General features: G+C 27.5%; 23 protein-coding genes. 8 read left to right on the top strand and 15 right to left on the bottom strand.

Annotated features, from left to right (window positions below):
- Nucleotides 1–16 precede the first annotated feature (16 nt).
- On the bottom strand, nt 17–667 hold the full coding sequence (locus tag ACH36K_RS02265) for a vancomycin high temperature exclusion protein (RefSeq protein WP_322458557.1): 651 nt from the start codon (nt 665–667) through the stop codon (nt 17–19).
- Nucleotides 668–719: 52 nt separating this feature from the next.
- Nucleotides 720–1,190, bottom strand: coding sequence for a GNAT family N-acetyltransferase (locus ACH36K_RS02260; protein ID WP_411169385.1), 471 nt, complete (start codon nt 1,188–1,190; stop codon nt 720–722).
- A 280-nt stretch (nt 1,191–1,470) separates the two neighbouring features.
- Here ACH36K_RS02260 and ACH36K_RS02255 point away from each other — a divergent pair, with 280 nt between their 5' ends.
- Genes ACH36K_RS02255 through ACH36K_RS02245 form a run of 3 tightly spaced genes read left to right on the top strand, consistent with a single transcriptional unit; the run spans nt 1,471 to nt 4,451 of the window.
- Nucleotides 1,471–2,220 carry an ABC transporter ATP-binding protein gene (locus ACH36K_RS02255; protein WP_411170644.1) on the top strand — a complete coding sequence of 250 codons (750 nt, stop codon included), beginning with the start codon at nt 1,471–1,473 and terminating at the stop codon, nt 2,218–2,220.
- A gap of 12 nt (nt 2,221–2,232) precedes the next feature.
- Nucleotides 2,233–3,351: an ABC transporter permease gene (locus tag ACH36K_RS02250; RefSeq protein WP_411169384.1), complete on the top strand. Its 1,119-nt coding sequence runs from the start codon at nt 2,233–2,235 to the stop codon at nt 3,349–3,351.
- Nucleotides 3,348–4,451: an ABC transporter permease gene (locus tag ACH36K_RS02245; RefSeq protein WP_411169383.1), complete on the top strand. Its 1,104-nt coding sequence runs from the start codon at nt 3,348–3,350 to the stop codon at nt 4,449–4,451. The genes ACH36K_RS02250 and ACH36K_RS02245 overlap by 4 nt, the downstream gene beginning before the upstream one ends.
- A gap of 49 nt (nt 4,452–4,500) precedes the next feature.
- Here ACH36K_RS02245 and ACH36K_RS02240 read toward each other — a convergent pair whose 3' ends face one another.
- From ACH36K_RS02240 to ACH36K_RS02230, 3 genes are all read right to left on the bottom strand, one after another.
- Complete coding sequence (locus ACH36K_RS02240) at nt 4,501–5,745, bottom strand: glutamate-5-semialdehyde dehydrogenase (protein WP_411169382.1); 1,245 nt, start codon at nt 5,743–5,745, stop codon at nt 4,501–4,503.
- A 26-nt stretch (nt 5,746–5,771) separates the two neighbouring features.
- Nucleotides 5,772–6,581: a glutamate 5-kinase gene (proB, locus tag ACH36K_RS02235; protein ID WP_411169381.1), complete on the bottom strand. Its 810-nt coding sequence runs from the start codon at nt 6,579–6,581 to the stop codon at nt 5,772–5,774.
- A 75-nt stretch (nt 6,582–6,656) separates the two neighbouring features.
- Nucleotides 6,657–7,724 (bottom strand): AI-2E family transporter, encoded by a 1,068-nt coding sequence (locus ACH36K_RS02230; protein WP_411169380.1) that lies wholly within the window; start codon nt 7,722–7,724, stop codon nt 6,657–6,659.
- Nucleotides 7,725–7,939: 215 nt separating this feature from the next.
- On the opposite strand from ACH36K_RS02230, the gene ACH36K_RS02225 reads away from it, so the two are divergent.
- A complete protein-coding gene (locus ACH36K_RS02225) occupies nt 7,940–9,301 on the top strand; it encodes a YjiH family protein (RefSeq protein ID WP_411169379.1) in 1,362 nt (453 codons plus the stop codon).
- Between the two features lie 188 nt (nt 9,302–9,489).
- Here the strand turns inward: ACH36K_RS02225 and ACH36K_RS02220 are convergent, their stop codons facing one another.
- From ACH36K_RS02220 to ACH36K_RS02200, 5 genes are all read right to left on the bottom strand, one after another.
- Nucleotides 9,490–10,923: a DUF4179 domain-containing protein gene (locus tag ACH36K_RS02220; RefSeq protein ID WP_411169378.1), complete on the bottom strand. Its 1,434-nt coding sequence runs from the start codon at nt 10,921–10,923 to the stop codon at nt 9,490–9,492.
- Nucleotides 10,910–11,455: a sigma-70 family RNA polymerase sigma factor gene (locus ACH36K_RS02215; RefSeq protein WP_411169377.1), complete on the bottom strand. Its 546-nt coding sequence runs from the start codon at nt 11,453–11,455 to the stop codon at nt 10,910–10,912. The genes ACH36K_RS02220 and ACH36K_RS02215 overlap by 14 nt, the downstream gene beginning before the upstream one ends.
- Nucleotides 11,456–11,682: 227 nt before the next feature.
- On the bottom strand, nt 11,683–12,453 hold the full coding sequence (locus ACH36K_RS02210) for an ABC transporter ATP-binding protein (RefSeq protein WP_411169376.1): 771 nt from the start codon (nt 12,451–12,453) through the stop codon (nt 11,683–11,685).
- Between the two features lie 5 nt (nt 12,454–12,458).
- Nucleotides 12,459–13,481, bottom strand: coding sequence for a FecCD family ABC transporter permease (locus ACH36K_RS02205; protein WP_411169375.1), 1,023 nt, complete (start codon nt 13,479–13,481; stop codon nt 12,459–12,461).
- Nucleotides 13,481–14,485: a FecCD family ABC transporter permease gene (locus ACH36K_RS02200; RefSeq protein ID WP_411169374.1), complete on the bottom strand. Its 1,005-nt coding sequence runs from the start codon at nt 14,483–14,485 to the stop codon at nt 13,481–13,483. The genes ACH36K_RS02205 and ACH36K_RS02200 overlap by 1 nt, the downstream gene beginning before the upstream one ends.
- Before the next feature lie 145 nt (nt 14,486–14,630).
- On the opposite strand from ACH36K_RS02200, the gene ACH36K_RS02195 reads away from it, so the two are divergent.
- Nucleotides 14,631–15,575, top strand: coding sequence for an ABC transporter substrate-binding protein (locus ACH36K_RS02195; protein ID WP_411169373.1), 945 nt, complete (start codon nt 14,631–14,633; stop codon nt 15,573–15,575).
- 100 nt (nt 15,576–15,675) lie between these two features.
- Here ACH36K_RS02195 and ACH36K_RS02190 read toward each other — a convergent pair whose 3' ends face one another.
- Nucleotides 15,676–16,365: a Crp/Fnr family transcriptional regulator gene (locus tag ACH36K_RS02190; RefSeq protein ID WP_411169372.1), complete on the bottom strand. Its 690-nt coding sequence runs from the start codon at nt 16,363–16,365 to the stop codon at nt 15,676–15,678.
- 93 nt (nt 16,366–16,458) lie between these two features.
- On the opposite strand from ACH36K_RS02190, the gene ACH36K_RS02185 reads away from it, so the two are divergent.
- From ACH36K_RS02185 to ACH36K_RS02175, 3 genes are all read left to right on the top strand, one after another.
- Entirely contained in the window at nt 16,459–16,881 is a 423-nt protein-coding gene (locus ACH36K_RS02185) for a DMT family transporter (protein ID WP_411169371.1), read from the top strand.
- A gap of 11 nt (nt 16,882–16,892) precedes the next feature.
- On the top strand, nt 16,893–17,357 hold the full coding sequence (locus ACH36K_RS02180) for a DMT family transporter (protein WP_411169370.1): 465 nt from the start codon (nt 16,893–16,895) through the stop codon (nt 17,355–17,357).
- 68 nt (nt 17,358–17,425) lie between these two features.
- Complete coding sequence (locus ACH36K_RS02175) at nt 17,426–18,115, top strand: YjjG family noncanonical pyrimidine nucleotidase (protein ID WP_411169369.1); 690 nt, start codon at nt 17,426–17,428, stop codon at nt 18,113–18,115.
- Between the two features lie 226 nt (nt 18,116–18,341).
- On the opposite strand, the gene ACH36K_RS02170 is transcribed toward ACH36K_RS02175, so the two are convergent.
- The 4 genes from ACH36K_RS02170 to ACH36K_RS02155 all read right to left on the bottom strand — a co-directional run bounded on the left by ACH36K_RS02170 (nt 18,342) and on the right by ACH36K_RS02155 (nt 22,036).
- A complete protein-coding gene (locus ACH36K_RS02170) occupies nt 18,342–19,229 on the bottom strand; it encodes an effector binding domain-containing protein (protein ID WP_411169368.1) in 888 nt (295 codons plus the stop codon).
- 196 nt (nt 19,230–19,425) lie between these two features.
- Nucleotides 19,426–20,193 carry a sensor histidine kinase gene (locus ACH36K_RS02165; protein WP_411169367.1) on the bottom strand — a complete coding sequence of 256 codons (768 nt, stop codon included), beginning with the start codon at nt 20,191–20,193 and terminating at the stop codon, nt 19,426–19,428.
- 189 nt (nt 20,194–20,382) lie between these two features.
- Nucleotides 20,383–21,123 carry an ABC transporter permease gene (locus tag ACH36K_RS02160; RefSeq protein ID WP_411169366.1) on the bottom strand — a complete coding sequence of 247 codons (741 nt, stop codon included), beginning with the start codon at nt 21,121–21,123 and terminating at the stop codon, nt 20,383–20,385.
- Nucleotides 21,116–22,036, bottom strand: a complete 921-nt coding sequence (locus tag ACH36K_RS02155) for an ATP-binding cassette domain-containing protein (protein WP_411169365.1) — start codon at nt 22,034–22,036, stop codon at nt 21,116–21,118. The genes ACH36K_RS02160 and ACH36K_RS02155 overlap by 8 nt, the downstream gene beginning before the upstream one ends.
- Nucleotides 22,037–22,080: the final 44 nt, after the last annotated feature.

The following is a 22,080-nucleotide window of genomic DNA, read 5'->3' as shown; positions in this document are numbered from 1 at the left end:
AAAATACTTACCGAGTTTATTTGTTATCATCAGTAATTCTTCCATCAGAATTATTTATAGGTATAGCTTCTCCTAAAAATTTAGGCTTTGGCTTTAATATATTTACATAAATAAAATCCTTTAATTGAGCTAGTAATTCCCTTTCTCTATATTTATCCATTAACTCATATTCTCTTATATCTGATGCCACTCCATATGCATCTATCCCCAATTTTCTTGCTATATATATTGCTCTTGGCAAATGATACTCATTAGTTACTATTACTGCTTTATTTACTTTAAATATTTTCTTTGCTCTATACATGGTATCATAAGTGCTAAAGCCCGCATGATCCATAAATATCCTTTTTTCGTCTAAATTATACTTCATAACATAATCTTTCATAACTCTTACTTCATTATAACCATCTTCTTCATGATCTCCAGATAAAAGTAATATTTTATCCATACCTTTACTATATACATCCACTGATGTTTCCAATCTATCAGCTAGTATATCTGAAGGAGTACCATCAACTCTTACTCCAGCTCCTAAAACTATAATAACATCATATTCCTTAGGAATACCTTCTATATTATATATATACTTTTTATAACTTTGTACTCTAACAATGGTAGTTAATGTAGTTATTATACATATTATTATAAATACTAAAATAGTAATCATAACTTTTACCTATTTACCTCTTTTAAATTTTCTCATACCACTCTCTAAAATATTATATTCCAAACTTCATTTTTATGTGAGAAATTCCTGCTTCATCATACTCATCAGATACTTGCTTAAAGCCTACCCTCTCATACATCCCTTTTATGTAACTCTGAGCCGATATAGTTATTTTATCTTCACCATAATGAGTTTCTATTTCCTTAATTGCAACTCTCATCATTTCAGCTCCAATATTCTTCCCTCTATATTCTTTTAAAACTAATACTCTTCCTATAGAAGCTTCTTTATAAGCAAACCCTGGAGGTAATAACCTACAATACCCAACTATCTTTTCCTTATTACCTTCATTATCTATAGCAAATAAATGTACACATTCTTTATCCTTATCATCAAAATCATTTTCACAAGTTATTTTTTGCTCACAAGCAAATACTTCATATCTAACTTTAGCTATTTCGTATAGCTCTTCTATAGTAAGATCACTGAATCTTTTTGATTTATATAAATATTTTTTTCTCATAATAAACTCCTTTAATAAAAATTTTATATAATACTATTATAATATTATAAAACTATATTTTATAGAAAGCACTTTATCTATACACTTTTATTTTAATTAAACCCACTTTTGATAATAGTTGTTAATTAAAATCAGATATTATAAGAAAACGGGCACTAATCTATAATATAACTGTTTTCATAGCGAAAATTCCTTATTTTTAAGGAATTTTAAACTTTGTAACAATTGTGATATAGTATTAATATAATTTTAAATGAACAATGTTCATAAGGAGGATTAAATTATGTTAGTTGAAATAAAAAATTTAACAAAAAGCTATAAAGATTTTAAAGCTGTAGATATTAGCTCTCTAGATATAAAAGAGGGGGAAATTTTTGGCTTTTTAGGACCAAATGGTGCTGGTAAAACAACTACTATTAGCATTTTAAGTGGCCTTTATTCAAAATATGATGGTGATGTAAAAATTTTTGGTAAAGGCATAAAAGATGATTCTATTTTTATAAAAAAGAATATGGGTGTTGTTCCTCAAGATTTAGCTCTTATAGATGATTTAACAGCTGAAGAAAATGTAAAGTTCTTTGGTGAATTATATGGTTTAAAGGGTCAGAAACTTAAGGATGCTGTACAAGAAACCTTAGAATTCGTTGGTTTATGGGATAGAAAGAAGGATTTCCCACCTAAATTTTCTGGTGGAATGAAAAGAAGACTAAACATAGCTTGTGCTATTGTTCATAAACCTAAATTAATTATATTTGATGAACCAACAGTTGGGATTGATCCACAATCAAGAAACAATATACTTGAAACAATTAAGAAATTAAATGAACAAGGCTCAACAGTTATATATACTTCTCATTATATGGAAGAAGTTGAAGCCATCTGTACTGATATCTGTATAGTAGATCATGGTAATATTATCGCAAGAGGTACTAAGGAAGAACTTAAGGATTTAGTAAAAACTGAAGATGGCAGAAGAGCATCCCTAGAAGAAGTATTCCTTCAATTAACTGGCAGAAGCCTTAGAGATTAAGGGGGATGTGTTATGAAATTCCTAACAATAGCCAAATATAGATTACTACAATCTTGGAGGGATAAGCAAAGTCTTGTTTTCATGACTTTAATACCTATATTTTTAATATTAATTCTTGGAAATGCATTGAAAAATAATGAAGATTTTTCAGCTAGAACAATAGATAAGGTCAATGTTCTATATGTAAATAATGAAGCTTCCCAAGGAGGAGCTGCTTTTGAAGACTTCATAAATCGAAAAGAGCTTAATGACATTATAGAACCTAAAAAGATAGATACTGTAGATGAAGGTAAAAAGTTAATTCAAAATAGAAAATATGATGCATTGGTTATATATGATGAAGAATTAGATGGAAAACTTCAAGTTGTTGGATCTGATTATAACCAACTAGGTGTATCTATAGTTAAAAGTATTATAGATACTTATAGTTCTTCTGCTAACTCTTTTGAAGCTTTAGGAAAGATACATGCTAAAGACTTTTCATTTACAAAGTATGATAATTTAAAGGAAGAGATTATTACTGTATCAGGTAAAAAACCTTCTGCTATAGATTATTATTCAGTTACTATGCTAGTTATGATAATAATGTATGGTTCAATTTATGCTAACTTTGCTATAGATAAATCCTACTACAGTACAGTAGGAAATAAGATAAAGTCATCTCCTGTAAGACTTGCAGATATGTTTATTGGAGAAGGAATTGGTGTAGTTATTACCATAATGCTACAAGTTATAATATTGCTTTTAGTTTCTAACTTTGCCTTTGGTGTTAATTTTGGTAGTAGCATACCTGTTATACTATTAACAGCTTTCTCTCTTTCTGTTGTATCAACAATTCTTGGAATATTTGCATGTATGGCTACTAAAAAAGGTCTAATAGGACTTGCACTTTTAAATGTACTAGTTCCTATATTTACTTTCTTAAGTGGAGGTTTTGTTAAGGTAAACTTTAGTGGAGTATTAGGTTTCTTATCAAAATTAACTCCTAACTATTTAGCTACAAATGCTATATTCAAAGATATATATGGTGGAGCTGCTAAAGAAGTGTACTTAAGTATCCTTGGTCTTTGGATTATAGCTGCATTATTATTCTTCGGTGCGAATGTAATCGGAAGGAGGGAGAGAATATGACAATTTTTAAGACAACATTGAAAAGGCTATTTAGAGCAAAATCTAATATATTATTTTTAATATTATTACCTCTTATCTTTATGTTGATTGCCTTTTCAGGATCAAATGGAACACCTCCATTAAAAGTTACTGTAATAGATAATGATAAGACAGCTGTTACAGAAGGTATTATTAATAATATTACCTCCAAAGCAGAAGTTAATTTTAATGATGAAGATACAATACAAAGCGCTCTAATAAACAATGAAATTGATTATGCTATTATTATACCTGAAGGCTATACTAATGATTTAATATCAGGTAAGAACCCTGAAATAACAAGTTTTGAAGCTAAAGAGGGTAACAGCTCTATGGCAATTAAAACTTCTTTAGATAGTTATATTAACACCTTAAAATCCTTTGCTAAAAATGCTAACGGAAATGAAGATGAATTTTATAAAGCTTTAAATTATTATTCTGAAGGCTCATATAAAGTTTCATATGTTAGTGTAGATAAGGGTGAAGGAAATAAGGCTAAGACTTCTGCAGCTATGGGATTTATAGTTTTAAATATGCTATTCTCAGCTACATCAGCTACTAACATTATTTTAAAAGATAAAGAGAAAAACATATTTACTAGACTATTCACTACTCCTTTAAGCAGATTTAAATATATACTTCAAAGTTTAGCATCATTTTTAGTAATTACTTTTACTCAAGTAACTTTATACTTCTTAATGTTCAAATTTATATTTAAATTTAACTTAGGAGATAAACCATTAAATCTTTACTTATTATTCTTAATCTTTGGTGTATTTACAATTTCACTTGGAGTATTTATTACTACTCACTCAAAAGATTTAAGAATTTCTGGAACAATAAGTACACTTATAATTTTACCTTTTGCAATGCTTGGTGGTTGTTTCTGGCCAAGAGATATTATGCCTAGCATATTAAAAACTATATCTGAGTTTGTACCAACAACTTGGATAAATGTAGCTAATAATAATGTTTTATATGGTGCTCCATTAAGTGAAGCAATTACAACAATTTCTTTATTAATTAGTATTGCTGTAATACTTCTTGGATTATCATCTTATAGATTAAAGAATAGAGCATAATACAAAAAAATTAAAAGGTCGTAGATTTTAATTCTACGACCTTTTAATACTATCTAATTTGTCCATTACCATAAATTATATATTTTATAGTAGTAAGCTCTTTAAGCCCCATAGGCCCCCTTGCATGTAGTTTTTGAGTGCTTATTCCTATTTCTGCTCCAAATCCAAATTCACTACCATCAGTAAATCTTGTTGATGCATTTACATAAACTGCAGCTGCATTTACTTTATTTAAAAACTTTTGAGAATTTTTATAGCTATTTGTAACTATTGCTTCTGAGTGCCCTGATCCATACTTATTTATATGATTTATTGCTTCATCAACATTTTTAACTATTTTAGCACTTATTATATAATCTAAGTATTCCTTGCTCCAATCTTCCTCATTAGCTTTCTTAATGCCTTCTATTAGATATTTTACTTTTTCATCTCCTCTAATTTCAACATCCTTTTCTCTTAAAGCATTTACTATAATAGGTAAAAACTCCTCAGCTACATTTTCATTTATAATCATCTTTTCTGCTGCATTACAAACTGCTGGTCTTGAAGTCTTAGCATTTATTATTATATTCTTAGCCATATCAAAGTCGCAATCTTCGTCAACGTATATATGACAGTTTCCAACTCCAGTTTCTATTACAGGAACAGTTGCATTTTTCACTACTGTTTGAATAAGCCCTGCTCCCCCTCTTGGAATTAAAACATCAATAAACTCATTTAATTTCATCATTTCTAATGCAATTTCTCTACTTGTATCTTCGACTAACTGTATAGAAAACTCAGGTAATCCAGACTCTTTTACTGCATTAGATAATATTTTTACTATTGCCTTGTTTGAATTTATTGCTTCACTTCCACCTCTAAGTATTACAGCATTTCCTGTTTTTAAGCATAGACCAGCAGCATCACAAGTAACATTTGGTCTTGCTTCATATATTATACCTATTACTCCCATAGGAACTCTTTGTTTTCCTATTTGAAGTCCGTTTGGTCTTTTCCACATTTCAACAACTTCACCAATAGGATCTTCTAACATTATAAGATCTCTTAATCCCTTTGCCATACCCTCTATTCTTGTATCATTTAATGATAATCTATCTAGCATGGCTTTAGAAGTTCCTTTTTCTTCTGCTAATTTTAAATCTTCTTGATTTGCTTTTAATATTTCATCTTTATTATAAATTAAAGCATTTGCCATTGAATCTAATGCTTTGTTTTTTTCTGTAGTTGAAGCTATTCCTAAATCATAAGATGATTCTTTAGCTCTTTTACCTAAAACTTCTAGGCCCTCCATTAAAGTTCCACTCCTTTTGATTCAATTTAATTATTTGAAATAAATAAAGTCCCTATTTCTTCTCCATTTAATATATTTAAAATTATTCTTGGATCCTCTCCATTAGCTAACACCATATCCACACCAGATTCAGTAGAAGTTTTTGCAGCTGTAAGTTTAGTTATCATACCACCAGTGCCTAGGTTACTTCCAGCACCTCCACAACACTCTTCAAGTTCTGGAGTTATTTCTTTTATTTCTCTTATTAATTTCGAATGTGGATTTTTTCTAGGATCTGAGTCATAGAACCCATCTATATCGGATAATATTATTAAAAGATCAGCTTTAACTAATTTAGCTACTATAGCTGATAAGTTATCGTTGTCTCCGAATCTAACTATATTTTCTATTTCATCTATTGATACTGTATCATTCTCATTAACTATAGGTATTATTTTATTTTCCATTAAAGTTTCAAAGGTGTTACATACATTTTCTCTTATATGATCATCCTCAACTACATCTCTAGTTAAAAGAACTTGCCCAACAGTATGACTATACTCTCCAAAAAACTTACTATATATGTGCATTAATTCACATTGCCCAACTGCAGCAACAGCTTGTTTTTCCCTTATAGTTTTAGGCTTTTCTTTTAATTTTAATTTTGATACTCCAACTCCAATTGCTCCTGAGGTCACTAGAACAACTTCTTTTCCTGAATTCATTACATCTGATAATATTCTAGCTAGTTTTTCAATTCTCGTTAAGTTAATACTCCCATTTTCATAAGTTAATGTTGAAGTTCCTACTTTAACTACTATTCTCTTGGAATCTTTTATTTTACATCTAAAACTCACCCTGCTATCCTCCCAGTTTATTAATTCTTTTTTAATTATAATTTTTTTTATATATTTTTTCTACACTATTTCTCTTTATTCCTTAAACTCTCTTAATTTTTCTTCTAGTTCTTCATCAAAATATTTGAAAACCACTTTTAGTAAAGCATAAGTAGGTACAACAACAAATGCGCCTATAGGCCCAACTAGACTGGCTGCTCCAACAACTAAGAATATATCTGTAATAGGGTGTATCTTCATCGTTTTTCCCATTATTAACGGAACTATAAACCTTCCTTTAAGTGTTTGAGCTATAACAATTAATATAGATAATTTTATTATCATATTCCAACCTAACGCTATTGCTATTATAAAAGGAATTATCATTGATATAAAAAAACCTACAAATGGTATAAATGCAAGTACAAATGTAAAAGAGGCTAACAATAAGGGTGTTGCCATTCCTATAATTTTATATCCTATATATACCATAGAAGCCAAGGAAAAAGCTACTTTAGCTTGCCCTAAAATATATGATGATAGAACTTCATCACCTTCTTTTATAATGCAATTTATCTTATCTTTATATTTCCTAGGAAATATATTAACTATATTTTCTTTTATTTCCTTTTCATCTCTAAGTAAATAAAAAACTATCAAAACAACAAGTAGTATATTAGAAAATAATTGCATTCCCTTATCAAAGGCGCCTCTTAAAATAGTTACTAATAAATTTGAATACTTCTGTATGTCAAACAAAAACTTATTATAATAATCTAATTTAAACAAACTTCCATTAAATATATCTCTTATTCCATCGTCTATTCCGCTATATTTTATTATCGTAAGAAAGATTGATTTTAAATTAGTAAATTGTTCAATAAAATAATCTCCAAAGTATTTAGCTACTCCAGAAGCAATAAAGAAAAATATTAATAAAGTTAAAGCAGCTGCTTTACCTCCTTCTATTTTTTTCTTTATAAATATGTTATTTAAAGGTTTTAATATATAAAACAAGAATACTCCAAATATTATAGGAACAATAACGACAGCAAATACTACACTTATAAAATTTTTTAATATTGATATTTTTCCTAACGATATTATTAGTACTGCTAAAAGATTGAAAATTATTAAATATGTAATTACATTTTTCTTATGCATAAACTTACTCCTCTTATTAAATTAATTAAAGTTAGTTTATCCTCTAAGATACTTTTTATTATATTTATAAAATATAGAATTACTACCTAATATTTAATATTATGCATAAAATATAATTGTTTTTGTATAAAATTCTATTGATTTTATGTATGAAAATGTATTAAAATAAAATTCGCTGTATAAATATTAAAATTTTGGACATAAAGGAGATCGGAATGAATAAATTAAAAAAAGGTGACTTTTCAATAAAATCATCATTATTCTTTATTATTCCATCGTTAATAGGAATACTTTTATTCATGATTCCTGTTAATTTTAATGGAGAAATAACAATACCCGTAGCTATATTATCTAAGTTTCTAGCTAAAGCTCTTGGAGAATGGCTAACACCAATAATAGCTACCTCTGTTTGTATATCAGTAATAATAAGCATAATAACAAAAGTATTTAAACCCAATTTTATTATAAATAATGAATTTTTAAATACTTTATTCAATATAAAGCCAATATGGTTTGTTACTAGAATTATAGGTGCTGTGTTTTGTGTTTTATCACTATTTAAAGTTGGACCTGAGGCTATAATAAGTGACTCAACTGGAGCTTTTGTATTAAATGGTCTTCTAACAATTTTATTTACTATATTCTTTTTTGCAGGATTATTATTGCCTTTATTATTAAACTTTGGACTTTTAGAGTTTTTTGGTGCCCTGCTAACTAAAGTAATGAGACCTATTTTCACATTGCCAGGTCGTTCATCCATAGATTGTATAACTTCTTGGCTTGGAGACGGTACACTTGGAGTAATGTTAACAAACAAACAATACGAAGAAGGATTTTACTCTAAAAGAGAGGCAGCCATAATAAGTACAACATTCTCAGCTGTTTCAATAACTTTTAGTTTGATAGTAATAGATACTGTAGGGCTATCACATTTATTTATTCCATTTTACTTAACAGTTAGTCTATCTGGAGTAATTGCAGCAATTATAATTCCTAGAATTTATCCATTATGCAAAGTTCCAGATACATATTATAACAATCAAGAAAATAAAGATAATGAATCAATACCAGAAGGATATACCCCTCTTTCTTGGGGATATAAAAAGGCCTTAATTAAGGCTTCTGAGAACTCTGATATAAAACAATTTTTAATAGATGGAATTAAAAATGTAGTAGATATGTGGTTAGGTGTGCTTCCTGTTGTTATGGCACTTGCTACTACAGCTTTAATGATAGCTGAGTATACATCTGTATTTCAAATTTTAGGGCTACCTTTCATTCCATACCTTAAGCTATTACATGTTCCAGAAGCTGTTGCAGCATCTCAAACTTTAGTTGTAGGATTTGCCGATATGCTACTTCCATCTGTTTTAGCTGCTAATACTATAACTAGTGACATGACAAAATTTATAGTTGCTTGTACTTCCGTTTCTCAGCTAATATATATGTCTGAAGTTGGTGGTGTATTACTTGGATCAAAAATCCCCGTATCTCTAAAGCAACTATTAATAATCTTTGTAGAGAGAACCTTAATTACATTACCTGTAATTGTTATTGTTGCTAACATATTATTTTAGACATTATTTAATAAAATGATAATAGATATTCTTTTATAAAAATTTTATAATTTCGTGTACTATAAACAAAGCTTAAACAGTTATAAATAAATGTTTAAGCTTTGTTTTTTATAAATTTATTTATTATAAAGGGAAATGCCTCCACAAATTATTTTTAATCATCTATGGAGACATCTCCTTCCATAAGACTATTTATTTAAATTAACAGTAAAGGCATTATCATTATATACCGTTACTTTTTCTGATATATCATAATATTTCACCTCATAACTTTCTCCAGTCAACTCTCCATTAAACTCTACCATAACTTCGCCTGTCTCATTTAAATATCTTGCTGTAGTTACTTCAATAAAATTTAAAGTATCCACAGATGATATTACTTCATTAGTGTTTTTATCCACAATTTCCTTTGGAGCTGCTAATAACCCATAATCTGATTTAAAATATAATTTAGTTTTTCCATCACTAATTTCTATTCTTGTAATTGTGCTATAATCATTTCCATCTTTATTCTTTAATTTTGTTTCTCCGCTAAGATTTAATGTCTCACTTAAATTAAAATCTTCTATTACATTATTATCAGTTGATGTTATTTCTTTCGGTATTTTTGCATAATTTCTCTCATACGGTATAAATGTTAATGATTTAGTGTCTTCAAATATTTGCTTAAAGTTAGTATTAAAATACATTTTATAATTGTTTTCCTTATTGATAGATCCTAGAGCACTTCCATTCTTCTCTGCTATATATCTACCTTTATCATCAATAACTATAAAATATAAGTCCATATCACTTAATCCTAAATATCCTTGAATAGTTGTATTTATAGGAGTTAATATGAGCTTATTTACTACTGACCCATTATAAATACCATCTAAACTAGCATTTAAATCATATTCTTTAACCATATCTTTTAACTTTTCATTACTAACTGGTATATCAAAATCCCACTCTCCAGAAGTAACATCATTTTCCTTAATATCTCCTATTTTATTAAATTTTATAGAGAGCAAAAACTCATCAGGTATTTCTATATATCCTCCATAGTAGTTTTTTGCTTGTTCTTCTTTAGGAACTATAGAATCTATCCCTACACTATAACTTATAACCCCTGCATATACTTTATTATTATCTAAAAACTCTCCGCCACTTCCCTGTCCAAAGAATGTTGATTCACCATTTATTTTTATTTCTTTTTCTAAGAAGTATGGGACATTAACCATTGGAGTTTCACTTTCAATTGTATAAAAAATAGATAATTCTATTCCATCATATATAACTTTATTTATAGTTGTTTTTATTCCATTGCTTTCTTTCGTTATATTTAAATCAGAGGAATACTTATCATAATTTTCATATCGATTTGATTTAAATATTTCTAATATATTTGCTATAATAGGCAATTTACTTGCATAGGTAGTTATAGTACTTCCAAATATCATAGCTATTACAAGTAAAGATGCACATATTCCTACAACATTCCTAAATTTATTTTTTTTCTTTCTTTTTGCTTTATTTATAGCTTTATCAAAGACTTCATCAATGTTTTGTGAAATATATGAATTTTCAGCATTTATTTTTTCTCTAATTTTTTTATCTAAAATATCATCAGACATTTTCATTTAAATCTACCTCCTCAATAACTTTCCTTAATTGTTGTCTAGCTCTTGAAAGTCTTGATCTAACAGTTCCTTCAGGTATTTCTAAAATCATAGCTATATCTTTAGTTGTCATGTCTTCAAAATAAAATAGTACTGTTACTATTCTCAGTTCTTCACATAACAAATTTATGGCTCTAGTTAAGTCTATATCTTCATATACATCGTTATATGTTTCATGATCTATACCTTCATCTAATGATATTATTCTTTTATTTTTCCTTATTATTTCATTACATTCATTTATTAAAATTCTTATTATCCATGTTCTAAATAAATTATCGTTTTTCAAGGTACTGATCTTTTCATAAGATTTTATGACAGTATTTTGTATTGCATCTTCTATATCATATTGGTTATTTAGAATACCTTTTGCGACTTTATAAATACTCAATCTATTCTCATTTATTAGTGCTAAAAAATCTTCTTTATTGCCACTTTTAGCTTTTGCTACACTTGATTTTTTCTTATAATTCAAAATAGAAATAAGCTCCATATTCCTCCTCCTAATTTTTACTTAGCTAAGTATTTCACTTATTAGATGGATATAACCACTATAATGTTCAGGAATTTTTATACTTTTTTATTAATTATATCAAGTAATTTTATTTCTACTAACTACTAAAGCTATTCCAATTTTAATTTTATATTAGATATCGCTTATTAAACAACAAAAAATAGTAGCTTTCTGCATAATAGAAAGCTACTATTTATCTATAAAATTTATATGAATGGTATACACAATTTACAATTATCTATAGGAGAGTCAATAAGTTTACACTCAACATCAAATACATTTTTTATAAGCTCTTCATTTATTACCTCATCTTTTGATCCTTGAGTTAATATATTGCCATCCTTTATAGCAACAATATTATCAGCATATTTTAATGCATGATTTATATCATGAATAACCATTACTATTGTTCTATTTTCTTTTTCATTTAAATCTTTTAAAATATTTAAAATTTCTAACTGATACTTTATATCTAGGTGATTTGTAGGTTCATCTAGAAGTATGATATCTGTATCTTGTGCTAGAGCTAATGCAATCCATGCTCTTTGTCTTTGTCCTCCAGATAAATTATTTAATGTTCTGTCCTTTTCATCTATAAGTCCTACTTTTTTTATAGACTCTAAAACTATATCCTCATCTCTTTTGCTCCAAAATGATAGTAAGGTATGATACGGGTATCTTCCTTGCTTTACTAAATCATAAATAGTAATATCTTCTAAGGCATTACTGCTTTGAGGAAGCATTGCTAATAACTTAGCCACTTCTTTTGAAGGCATTTTAAGTATATCCCTATCCTCCATTGATATGGTACCACTTTTAGGAGCAAGTATTCTTGCTATAGCCTTTATTAATGTAGATTTTCCACATCCGTTTGAACCTATTAACGCTGTAATCTTTCCTTTTTCTATATCTAAATTAATATTATCTAATATAATTTTTTCGTCATAACATAACTTTAAATCTTTCGCTTTTATCATCTCTATCATCCCCTCTTATAATTTCTTTTCTTAATTAAAAGGTATATAAAGTAAGGTGCTCCTATAAAGGCTGTAAATATACCTATAGGTAAATCCTGTGGATAAAATAACCATTTGGATGCAAAATCAGCTAATAATGTTATTATTCCACCTATGAATATTGAAAGAGGTATTATATTTTCAAATTTAGAATCTACCAACTTTCTTGCAATATGTGGAGCTATTAAACCTACGAAAGATATACCTCCTCCAATAGTTACAGCTCCAGCAGCTAATGCAGCAGAAAGACCTAACAGTATTATCCTACTTTTATGTACACTATTACCAAGTACTGTTATAACATCATCTTCAAGCTGATGAAGATTTAAATCCTTAATAAATATTACAGTTAATATTGTAAAAATACTGAATATAACTATAATTATTGCTGCATGAGTCCAATTGGCACCATATATACTTCCAGTTATCCATGTAGTAGCTTCCTTTATAAAAACTACTGGTCCATTTACTATAAGAATATTAGTTATAGCCTTACAAATAGCAGAAATCCCAATTCCTATTATAATTAACTTATTTGTTGAAGAAGATTTCCCAATTATAAGTAAAATAGATATTAAGGCTATAAATGAAAATGCAAAAGTAAAGATCGGCATATAAAATATAGATGTTGTTAATGAATTATTTTTAGGATCTGTAAAAATAGTTAAAAATACTAATGCTCCAACAGATCCCCCATTAACTACTCCTAATATATCAGGAGATGCTAAATCATTTTTAACTACTCCCTGAAGTATAGCTCCTGATAATGCTAAAGATGCACCTACAAAAAATGCAACAAGTATTCTCGGTAACCTTATATTCATTACTAAAACAGATGAAAACCCAGTATTCATACCTAATATACTTTTTAAAGCATCTAGTGGGCTTACCATTACTTCACCTATACATAAAGAAAATATAAATATTAGAATAGTAACAATTAATAAAATTATACTTAATTTGATAGTCTTTTTGCTTACATTTATCATTATCTATTCCTCCTTTTTGCAATGTATATGAAGAATGGTCCTCCTATAAGTGCGGTTAAAGCACCTACTGGAACCTCTTTAGGATATACTATAAATCTTGACATTATATCTGCAAGCAATAATATAGATGCTCCTGTTAATATTGAAAATGGTATTAACCATCTATAATCCGTTCCAACAAACTTATGTACTATATGTGGAGTTATAAGCCCAATAAATGCAATTGGGCCTGCTAAAGCTACAGATACCCCAGATAAAACTGCAACTATAGCTATTATGGCTATCTTTAAATACATTGTTTTCATTCCTAGTGATCTTGCCATTTCTTCTCCTAATGAAAATACATTAAGTTTTTTTCCAATAAATAATGTAGCTATCATTACTACAAGTATCACTGGCATAAATTCAATAATTACCTCTAACTTTTTACCTTCAACAGAGCCTGTCATCCAATAAATAACCTGCTCTAAAGCAACTTCATTTTTATATAAAATTCCTTGTGCTAAGGAAAAAAACAATGCACCTAATGCTGTCCCACCTAATGTTAAATCCATAGGCTTTATATCTCCTGAAAGTCCTCCACATAATAAATAAACTAATATAGAGGCCCCTAATGCGCCTAAGAATGCTAACCATGCAAGGCCTAAAGAAGAGATATTAGGAAAGTATGTAAGGGCTATAACTAAAGTAAGTACTGCTCCTGAGTTTATACCTAATATACTTGGTGATGCTAATTTATTTCTAGTTAATCCTTGGGTTAAAAGTCCTGATACGCCAAGAGCTCCCCCCACAAGAAGAGAATTTAATGTTCTTGGCACCCTAGAAGCTCTTATGATTATATGTTCTTGAGAATTATTAAAATTCTTGTATGCATCTATTAATGTATCATAAGAAGTATGTATGAATCCTTTAGTAATGCTTAAGTAGCACAATATAATAGTTGTTATTATGAGCAATAAAAACAGTATCAATTTACTACTATTACTCTTTAGTATATTTTTCATATAAATTCCTCCGCCCAACTCTGAAAAATATTATCATTTGTTATTGATAATCTCTATCATTTATGATATCATAAACACGTATTAAAATCCATATTAAATAAATTTAATTTTGTATTATTTAATAAATTATATAGGAGGCATAACTATGCAAAAAAGATTATTATCTATAATTTTATCAAGCGTTTTAGCTGTAAGTCTATTTGTAGGTTGCTCTAATAAAAAAGAGGACACAGCAACAAACTCTAGTACTATAACTATAGAAGATGCAATGGGAAAAGCTGAAATTCCTACAAACCCAAAGAAAGTTGTCGTATTAACTAATGAGGGTTTAGAAGCACTTCTTACTCTTGGTGTAAAACCAGTTGGGGCTGTAACCGGTGTTACTGGCGAATGGTATGGACATACTAAAGATGAACTTGAAGGTGTAAAGCCTCTTGGAAAAGAAACCTCTGTAAATATAGAAGCTGTTGCTGCATTAAAACCTGATTTAATAATTGGTAATAAAATGAGACATGAGAAAATATATGATCAATTAAAATCAATAGCACCAACTGTTTTTTCAGATACAATAAGAGGAGCATGGAAGGATAATTTTAACTTCTATGCTAAGGTTTTAAACAAAGAAACTGAAGGAAATAAGGCTATACAGGAATATGAAAATAAAGTTGCTTATATACAAGAAAATTTTAAAGATAAATTAGATACAGAGATATCACTTGTTAGATTCATGGATGGAAAAACTAGAATATATCTTGGAGATACTTTTGCAGGAACTATTCTTAAAGAAATAGGATTTAAAAGACCTGCCGCACAACAAGGAACAGAGTTCGTTAATGAAATTGGTAAAGAAAGACTAAATGAAGCTGATGGAGATGTAATGTTCTACTTTACTTATGAATTAGGAGATGGTAAAGGATTAGCTAGAGAACAAGAATGGTTAAATGATCCTATGTTTAAATCTCTAAATGTTGTAAAAAATAATAAAGCTTATAAAGTTGACGATATTATATGGAATACAGCAGGTGGTATAAAAGCTGCTAATTTAATGCTTGACGATTTAACTAATATGTTAAAGGAAGAAAAAATATAAACCTTAATACATAATTAAAAAAGCTTAGTGATATAAAAACTAAGCTTTTTTTACTTTATATAACTAAATTTTTGTACTTATTATTACATTTAGTTTTTTATTACAAAGTTTTTATAAATACATTTTTAGATAATTCTCTAAGTTTCTCTTCATGTAAAATATATATTATTTTATTATCACATTTTATAATTGACTTCTCCTCTAATTCTTTAAAAGTTCTATTTAAATGTCTATATGTTGTTCCTAAAAATTGAGCAATTTCTAAAAATGATGAACTTAAATTTATATGGTCTTTATCTGTTATATGCTCAACTAAATATGTTGCTAATCTATTTATAAGTGGATATACAAAGTTATATGAACTATTATTAATAGTCGCATAAAGCTTATCACTTAAAGAATCCACTAAATGATGTAAAAGCTTTGTATTATTAAAATACTTTTTTCTAAGTATATCTGATGGTATTGCTAGTAAATAAGTATCTTCAACTGCATCAATATTACAGAGTATAGGAATATTCTTTAAAAGCTCTAAATCTCCTATAGTATTAAAGTCTCTATAAAACTTTAAAAGCATAGATTTCCCATTTTCAAAAGGATAAAAAATTTTAACTTTTCCATCTACAAGCAAATAATAATACTCAAGACTACCTTCCGCTTCTAATATGTATTCTTCTTTTTCATAAAAATGAAGCTGAGCATATTTTAAAATCTCTTCATCTAATATATTTTCTATATTATGTTTGTGAATATAATAATTTAAAAGTTTATCATCAGAAATTCTTTTCATAATTCCTCCCATCATGACATATGTCACGTCTAGATTAATATAGATAGTGTAATTTATTTATAAAAGATTGTAAAGTTTAGGAGGAGTTTATATATGTACACTAATTTAGCTTTTGTAAATGGAATTATACTTGCTATAATGATTTTCCTTAATGGAATACTAGCAAATATAATAGGCCCTTATATGAGTACCTTAGTATTTCACTTGCTAGGACTTATATTAATTATAATTATATCAATAATAAAGAAGAATAAATTTTCCAATTTAAAAAAGATACCACTTCTACTTTTTATACCAGGAATTCTAAGCGTTATAACTATATTTTTAAATAATATCTGCATACCTAAAATAGGATTAACTCTTACTATTGGTATTACTTTATTTGGCCAAATTATAATGTCTAGTTTTGTAGAGCACTTTGGATTATTTGGAATGCCTATTAATAAATTTAAAAAAGAAAAATTATTGGAATTATCTATAATTTCTATTGGGATGATCTTTATGATTGCTGTATAAGGAGAAATAGAATGATATATATTTTTTTATCATTTATAACTGGAATAACTATAGTTATAAACATGATGTTGAATGGAAAACTTGCACAAACCGAAGGTAAGATAAATGGAGTTATTATAAACTATTTAATGGCTACAATATCATCAATTCTTCTTTGTATTATTATGATAAAATCTCTGCCTTCATATGCTTCTATAAAATCTATTCCACTATTTTATTTATTAGGTGGCATTATAGGTGTTTTAACTACTTATATTTTTAATATTATTGTTCCTAAAGTACCTGCAGTATATATAGTTATACTTCGTTTTATAGGTCAAATGTTTACAAGTGCACTTATAGACTATTTATACTTAGGTATATTTTCCAAAGGAAAGATAATAGGAGGCTTCTTATTTCTTATAGGGCTTATAATTAATGCAAAAGTAGATAATAAATATGAATCTCCAAAAACTAAATTGCAAAATAATATATAACTATTTATTAATGTTTATATAAATTTATATGTTATAATTATAAAATTAACTATATATGGAGGATTATTATGAAATATGAAATTATAATATTTGATGCAGACGAAACATTATTTGATTTTAGAAAATCCGAAAAATATGCTTTTGAAAATACTATGCTTGAATTTAATATGGAATATGATGAGGCTTATCATTTAAAAATTTATTCAGATATAAATAAAATTATTTGGAATGAGTTTGAAGAAGGTCTTATTTCTCAAGAGAAGTTAAAAACAGAAAGATTTAAAAGACTGTCAGATAAATTAAATATACATTTTGATGAAATTAAGTTTTCAGAATCATATTTAAAACATTTATCTAATGCATCATTTTTATATGATGATAGTATACCGCTTATAGAAATCTTAAGTGAAGATTACAGACTTTCTATAATTACTAATGGTCTTAATGATGTTCAAGATAATAGAATAAGAAAATCTATTATATCTAACTACTTTGAAGATATAATTATATCTGAGGTAGTAAAAGTAGCAAAACCAGATCCCAAAATATTTGAACTTGCTTTAAATAATATAAATCATACTGATAAAAGTAAAGTATTGATGGTAGGAGATAGCTTAACTTCTGATATACAAGGTGGTATAAATTTTGGTATAGATACTTGTTGGTACAATCCTAATAGAATTATAAATAAAACTGGAATTAAACCAACTTATGAAATTTCTAATTTAATGGACCTCCCTAAAATATTAAAAAAATAGCGGCTTCATTGTCATATTTGAAGATTACCTAAAAATGTATTAGTTTAATAGCTTACACTTTTTATAATTTTCATGAATAATGTTTGATTTTATTAAGATACTTAAAAGGTACAAAAATATTACTGGAAATGAAAATTTCCAGTAATATTAATATATTAAATAAACCACACAAATTTATCTTTCTTCTTCATGTTATTATAAGCTAATTAACAATTAAAATTGTAAACTATTTTTTTACTATTGGTATATAAATATCCATTACAGTATCTTTTCTCCCATGACACCTTTCATCATAAAATTCAAAATCCAGCTTACTTTCATCAAAACTATATTCGCTATCCTTAAACCATTCTTCAAATATATATTTCCAAGTTTGTTTTATTATATCAGAAAAGTCATTTTGCTCTGAATCATTTGTTGTATCTACTGGTGGAGTTGTAAATACTGCATAAGTTGCCTCTGGTACTTCCATAGTTATCATATTATCTGTAACTTTTGTAAAATCATTAACTATAACACCAAGAAGGTATATTCCATCTCCATCTATTTTACTAGATGATACACATAAACCAACCTCACCATGTTTTGGTGGTTCTAAAATTTTATACATTTTACTTTCTAAATTTTCACCATAATAATTATTCCAAAATGAAGCGACATCTTTTGTATAATTCCCATTAGAAACATTAGTCTTAATACCATAACCAGCAACTTTAAACGCTGACTTTTTAACAATAATAGGATTCATTATATAACCTCCAACTTTTAATTTTGATTTTTCACCAAAATAACCATTCATACGTTTTAGATATTGTGTAGGAGTAAAGCCATACTCCTTTTTAAATGCCTTTAAAAATCCATTATGTGTATCAAATCCATATTCTACTGCAATATCTATTATTCTATTTCCATTAAATAAGTCTATTGCTGCTAATGAAAGCCTTCTCTTCTTAACATAATCCATTAAAGTCATACCTTGATGTATGCTAAATATCCTACAAAAATGAAAAGTTGAATATCCACATTCTCTGGCTATTAATTCTGGTGTTAAATTCACCTTTATATTTTCTTCGATATACTCAATGCATTGTAATATAGTGCTGCTATAGTTCAAATTATCACCAACCTTTTTCCACGTGGTAATTATATTTTATCAATAAACTTAAGGTTAAATTGTTCCTAACTTGCTAATTTAAAATATTTATAAATTTTCTAAAAATTAAATAGTATTATTAAAGAAGAAGATTAATATCTTAATAAAGAAAAGCTTAACAATCCTTAAAATAGATTGCTAAGCTTTTTTTATTCAATTATATGTTTTTTATTTTCCACTTTATTATTATACTGAGTCTTCCATCCTTTAGTTCTGATGAAACTTCATGTCCCATTTGTTCTACTAATTCTTTTGTTATAGCAAGACCAATGCCGGTACTCTTACCACTTCTAGTACGATCCGCTGTAAAAAATCTTTGAAACAAGCACTTTGAATCTTCTTCACTTAAGTTTTTAGCCTCATTTGCAAAAGTTGTAATTATATAATCATCTCTATGCTTTAAACTTATTGATATAAAGCTTTCCCCATACTTCAATGCATTTTGTATTAAATTAAATAATATCCTTTTTACAGCATTTTCATCTCCAATAATACTAGGTGCATTTTCATCTATATCAATATAAGGCTCTATACCTTTATTTGTAAAGTCATTATAAAATGAAGCTATTGAATCACAAATTAAATTAGATACATTAATTAATTCGAAATTAAATTTATATTCCCTTCCCTCAAGCCTTGATAAATCATAGAAACTAGTTATTAACATCTGTAAGGATTTTGTTCTGTCCTTTATTATATTCATATACTCGTTTCTTTCTAACTGGCTTATATTAGGATCCTCCATAAGCTGTAAATATCCCATTACTGATGTAAGCGGTGTTCTAAGATCATGTGATATATTGGAAATTGATTCTTTAATTTCTGAATCCATCTTTCTGTAATCAACTTCTGTTTTCTGTTTCAAATCTATAGTATTATTTATTTCTAAGATTAACCGCTCAACATTCTTATTCCCTGTCTTCAATAATACCCTTGAATTCGTTTTATTTTTATTTATATACCTAAGTTGATTCTCCACACTTTTTATTTCTTTTCTTAATAAGATGTAAAGTGTGACAACTATACTCAATATAATGGTAAGACAAATAACTATTATAAAAATCATATAGGTCACACCTTTCTATTTAATCTTTAGAATTAAATTAATAAATATCTATTTAATTTCTTTCTTCCTTAAATATAGCATACTTAATCCTGTAAATACTATAGTGTATATAACTCCTACTAGTATTGCTGGTCCTATATTCTCCATAATTAAAGGTTCTTTTGCTAAAATATTTAACTTAGTAGAAATAAGAAACTTATTTAAATAACTAAATTTATCCCAAACAAGTAATGATACTAAAGATATAATATTTTTCGTCATTAAAAATATTCCAAAATATACAATGGCAGAAATATTACTACTATTAAAAACTAATGCTATAAATGTACCTATAGATATTGCTGCTATCCATAATACACTTGCTAGTGAAAATCTTATAAGAAATTCTGATAAGAAGTCACTTGGTCCCCCTAAAAGTATTAAACCACTTATTGAAAATGCAGTTAATATAATAAATGCTGATAATATTGAAAGAATAACTGCAGTAATAACCTTAGAAATAGCTATTGTATTTCTTGTAACTCCAAAAGACACTACATTTTTAAAGGTTTGATTCTTTTGCTCATCACTAGTTGCCATTTCAACAAATGCTCCTACTAAATATATAGGAAGAGTAAATGCTTGAGTAGCTATATTAAGTACTAAATTAAAATCTTTATCTGGAATTCCGTTTGAAATATAAAAAAGTACTGTAACTAATACTGCCATTGCAGCTATTATTCCTGTATAAATCCAAAAATATTTTCTATTAAGATTTCTGTAAATATCTGCTCTTATATAATTAAGCATTATGTCCACCCCCAATTAAATTTATAAAGTAGCTTTCTAGGTTTACTCCCTCTGAACTCATGGAGTATAACATAATATTATTATTTATAAGAACTTTAGATACCTTTTCTGGAACACCTATAAGATCATACAATCTTATTTCATTATTATTTAAAATTTCATATTCACTACTTCCAAGCTCTCTCTCAAGGATAACAGCTGCTTTTGCTGTATCATTTACAGTTATAGCCAAGGCCTTTCTACAATTGTCACTTAACTCCTTAGAAGATACTTGCTCTAAAAATACACCATTATGAATAAATCCATAAGTATTTGCAAGCTGAGAAAGTTCGCCTAATATATGACTTGATATAAGTATTGTAGTGTTTCTTTCTCTATTAAGCTTTAATAATATTTCTCTAAATTCCACTATTCCAGTAGGGTCAAGACCATTTATAGGCTCATCTAAAATAAGCATATCTGGGCTAGACATTATTGTAAGTGCTAGTCCTAGCCTTTGCTTCATACCTAAAGAAAAATTCTTGAATTTTTTATTTCCTGTATCATTTAGTCCTACAATTTTAAGGGCATAATCTATGGAATCTTTTTCTGCTATCCCTCTTTGAATCCTATAATATTCAAGATTTTTTCTTGCAGATAAATAAGAGAAAAAACTTGGAGTTTCAATTATAGCTCCAGTTCTCATTCTTGATTTATTTAACCCTTGAGATGAAGTTTCATTAAACAGGTCAATTTCTCCGCTAGATGGCATTGTAAGCCCACTTATCATTCTAAGTAAAGTTGTTTTTCCTGCCCCATTTTTCCCAACAAGTCCATATATATCTCCTTGTTTTATTTCCATATTAACATTATTTACTGCTAATTGATTACCATACTTCTTAGTTAAATTTTTTGTTCTAAGTATTGTGTCCATAACTTAAATTATCCTCCTTTTCTTGTATAACTATATATTAAAGT

Origin of the sequence: Clostridium sp. MB05, assembly GCF_046581255.1 — a bacterium.
Classification (GTDB): domain Bacteria; phylum Bacillota; class Clostridia; order Clostridiales; family Clostridiaceae; genus Clostridium.
The sequence above is the reverse complement of the archived record's forward strand: the minus strand, read 5'-3'. Positions and strand labels throughout refer to the sequence as shown.

Bases quoted from the DNA above. Each gene is read 5' to 3' on its own strand.
- ACH36K_RS02210 (WP_411169376.1), bottom strand. From the start codon at position 12,453: ATGATAAAAGCGAAAGATTTAAAGTTATGTTATGACGAAAAAATTATA.
- ACH36K_RS02220 (WP_411169378.1), bottom strand. From the start codon at position 10,923: ATGAAAATGTCTGATGATATTTTAGATAAAAAAATTAGAGAAAAAATA.
- ACH36K_RS02185 (WP_411169371.1), top strand. From the start codon at position 16,459: ATGTACACTAATTTAGCTTTTGTAAATGGAATTATACTTGCTATAATG.
- ACH36K_RS02200 (WP_411169374.1), bottom strand. From the start codon at position 14,485: ATGAAAAATATACTAAAGAGTAATAGTAGTAAATTGATACTGTTTTTA.
- ACH36K_RS02190 (WP_411169372.1), bottom strand. From the start codon at position 16,365: ATGAAAAGAATTTCTGATGATAAACTTTTAAATTATTATATTCACAAA.
- ACH36K_RS02215 (WP_411169377.1), bottom strand. From the start codon at position 11,455: ATGGAGCTTATTTCTATTTTGAATTATAAGAAAAAATCAAGTGTAGCA.
- ACH36K_RS02180 (WP_411169370.1), top strand. From the start codon at position 16,893: ATGATATATATTTTTTTATCATTTATAACTGGAATAACTATAGTTATA.
- ACH36K_RS02250 (WP_411169384.1), top strand. From the start codon at position 2,233: ATGAAATTCCTAACAATAGCCAAATATAGATTACTACAATCTTGGAGG.
- ACH36K_RS02155 (WP_411169365.1), bottom strand. From the start codon at position 22,036: ATGGACACAATACTTAGAACAAAAAATTTAACTAAGAAGTATGGTAAT.
- ACH36K_RS02205 (WP_411169375.1), bottom strand. From the start codon at position 13,481: ATGATAAATGTAAGCAAAAAGACTATCAAATTAAGTATAATTTTATTA.
- ACH36K_RS02265 (WP_322458557.1), bottom strand. From the start codon at position 667: ATGATTACTATTTTAGTATTTATAATAATATGTATAATAACTACATTA.
- ACH36K_RS02240 (WP_411169382.1), bottom strand. From the start codon at position 5,745: ATGGAGGGCCTAGAAGTTTTAGGTAAAAGAGCTAAAGAATCATCTTAT.
- ACH36K_RS02260 (WP_411169385.1), bottom strand. From the start codon at position 1,190: ATGAGAAAAAAATATTTATATAAATCAAAAAGATTCAGTGATCTTACT.
- ACH36K_RS02225 (WP_411169379.1), top strand. From the start codon at position 7,940: ATGAATAAATTAAAAAAAGGTGACTTTTCAATAAAATCATCATTATTC.
- ACH36K_RS02245 (WP_411169383.1), top strand. From the start codon at position 3,348: ATGACAATTTTTAAGACAACATTGAAAAGGCTATTTAGAGCAAAATCT.
- ACH36K_RS02175 (WP_411169369.1), top strand. From the start codon at position 17,426: ATGAAATATGAAATTATAATATTTGATGCAGACGAAACATTATTTGAT.
- ACH36K_RS02195 (WP_411169373.1), top strand. From the start codon at position 14,631: ATGCAAAAAAGATTATTATCTATAATTTTATCAAGCGTTTTAGCTGTA.
- ACH36K_RS02230 (WP_411169380.1), bottom strand. From the start codon at position 7,724: ATGCATAAGAAAAATGTAATTACATATTTAATAATTTTCAATCTTTTA.
- ACH36K_RS02160 (WP_411169366.1), bottom strand. From the start codon at position 21,123: ATGCTTAATTATATAAGAGCAGATATTTACAGAAATCTTAATAGAAAA.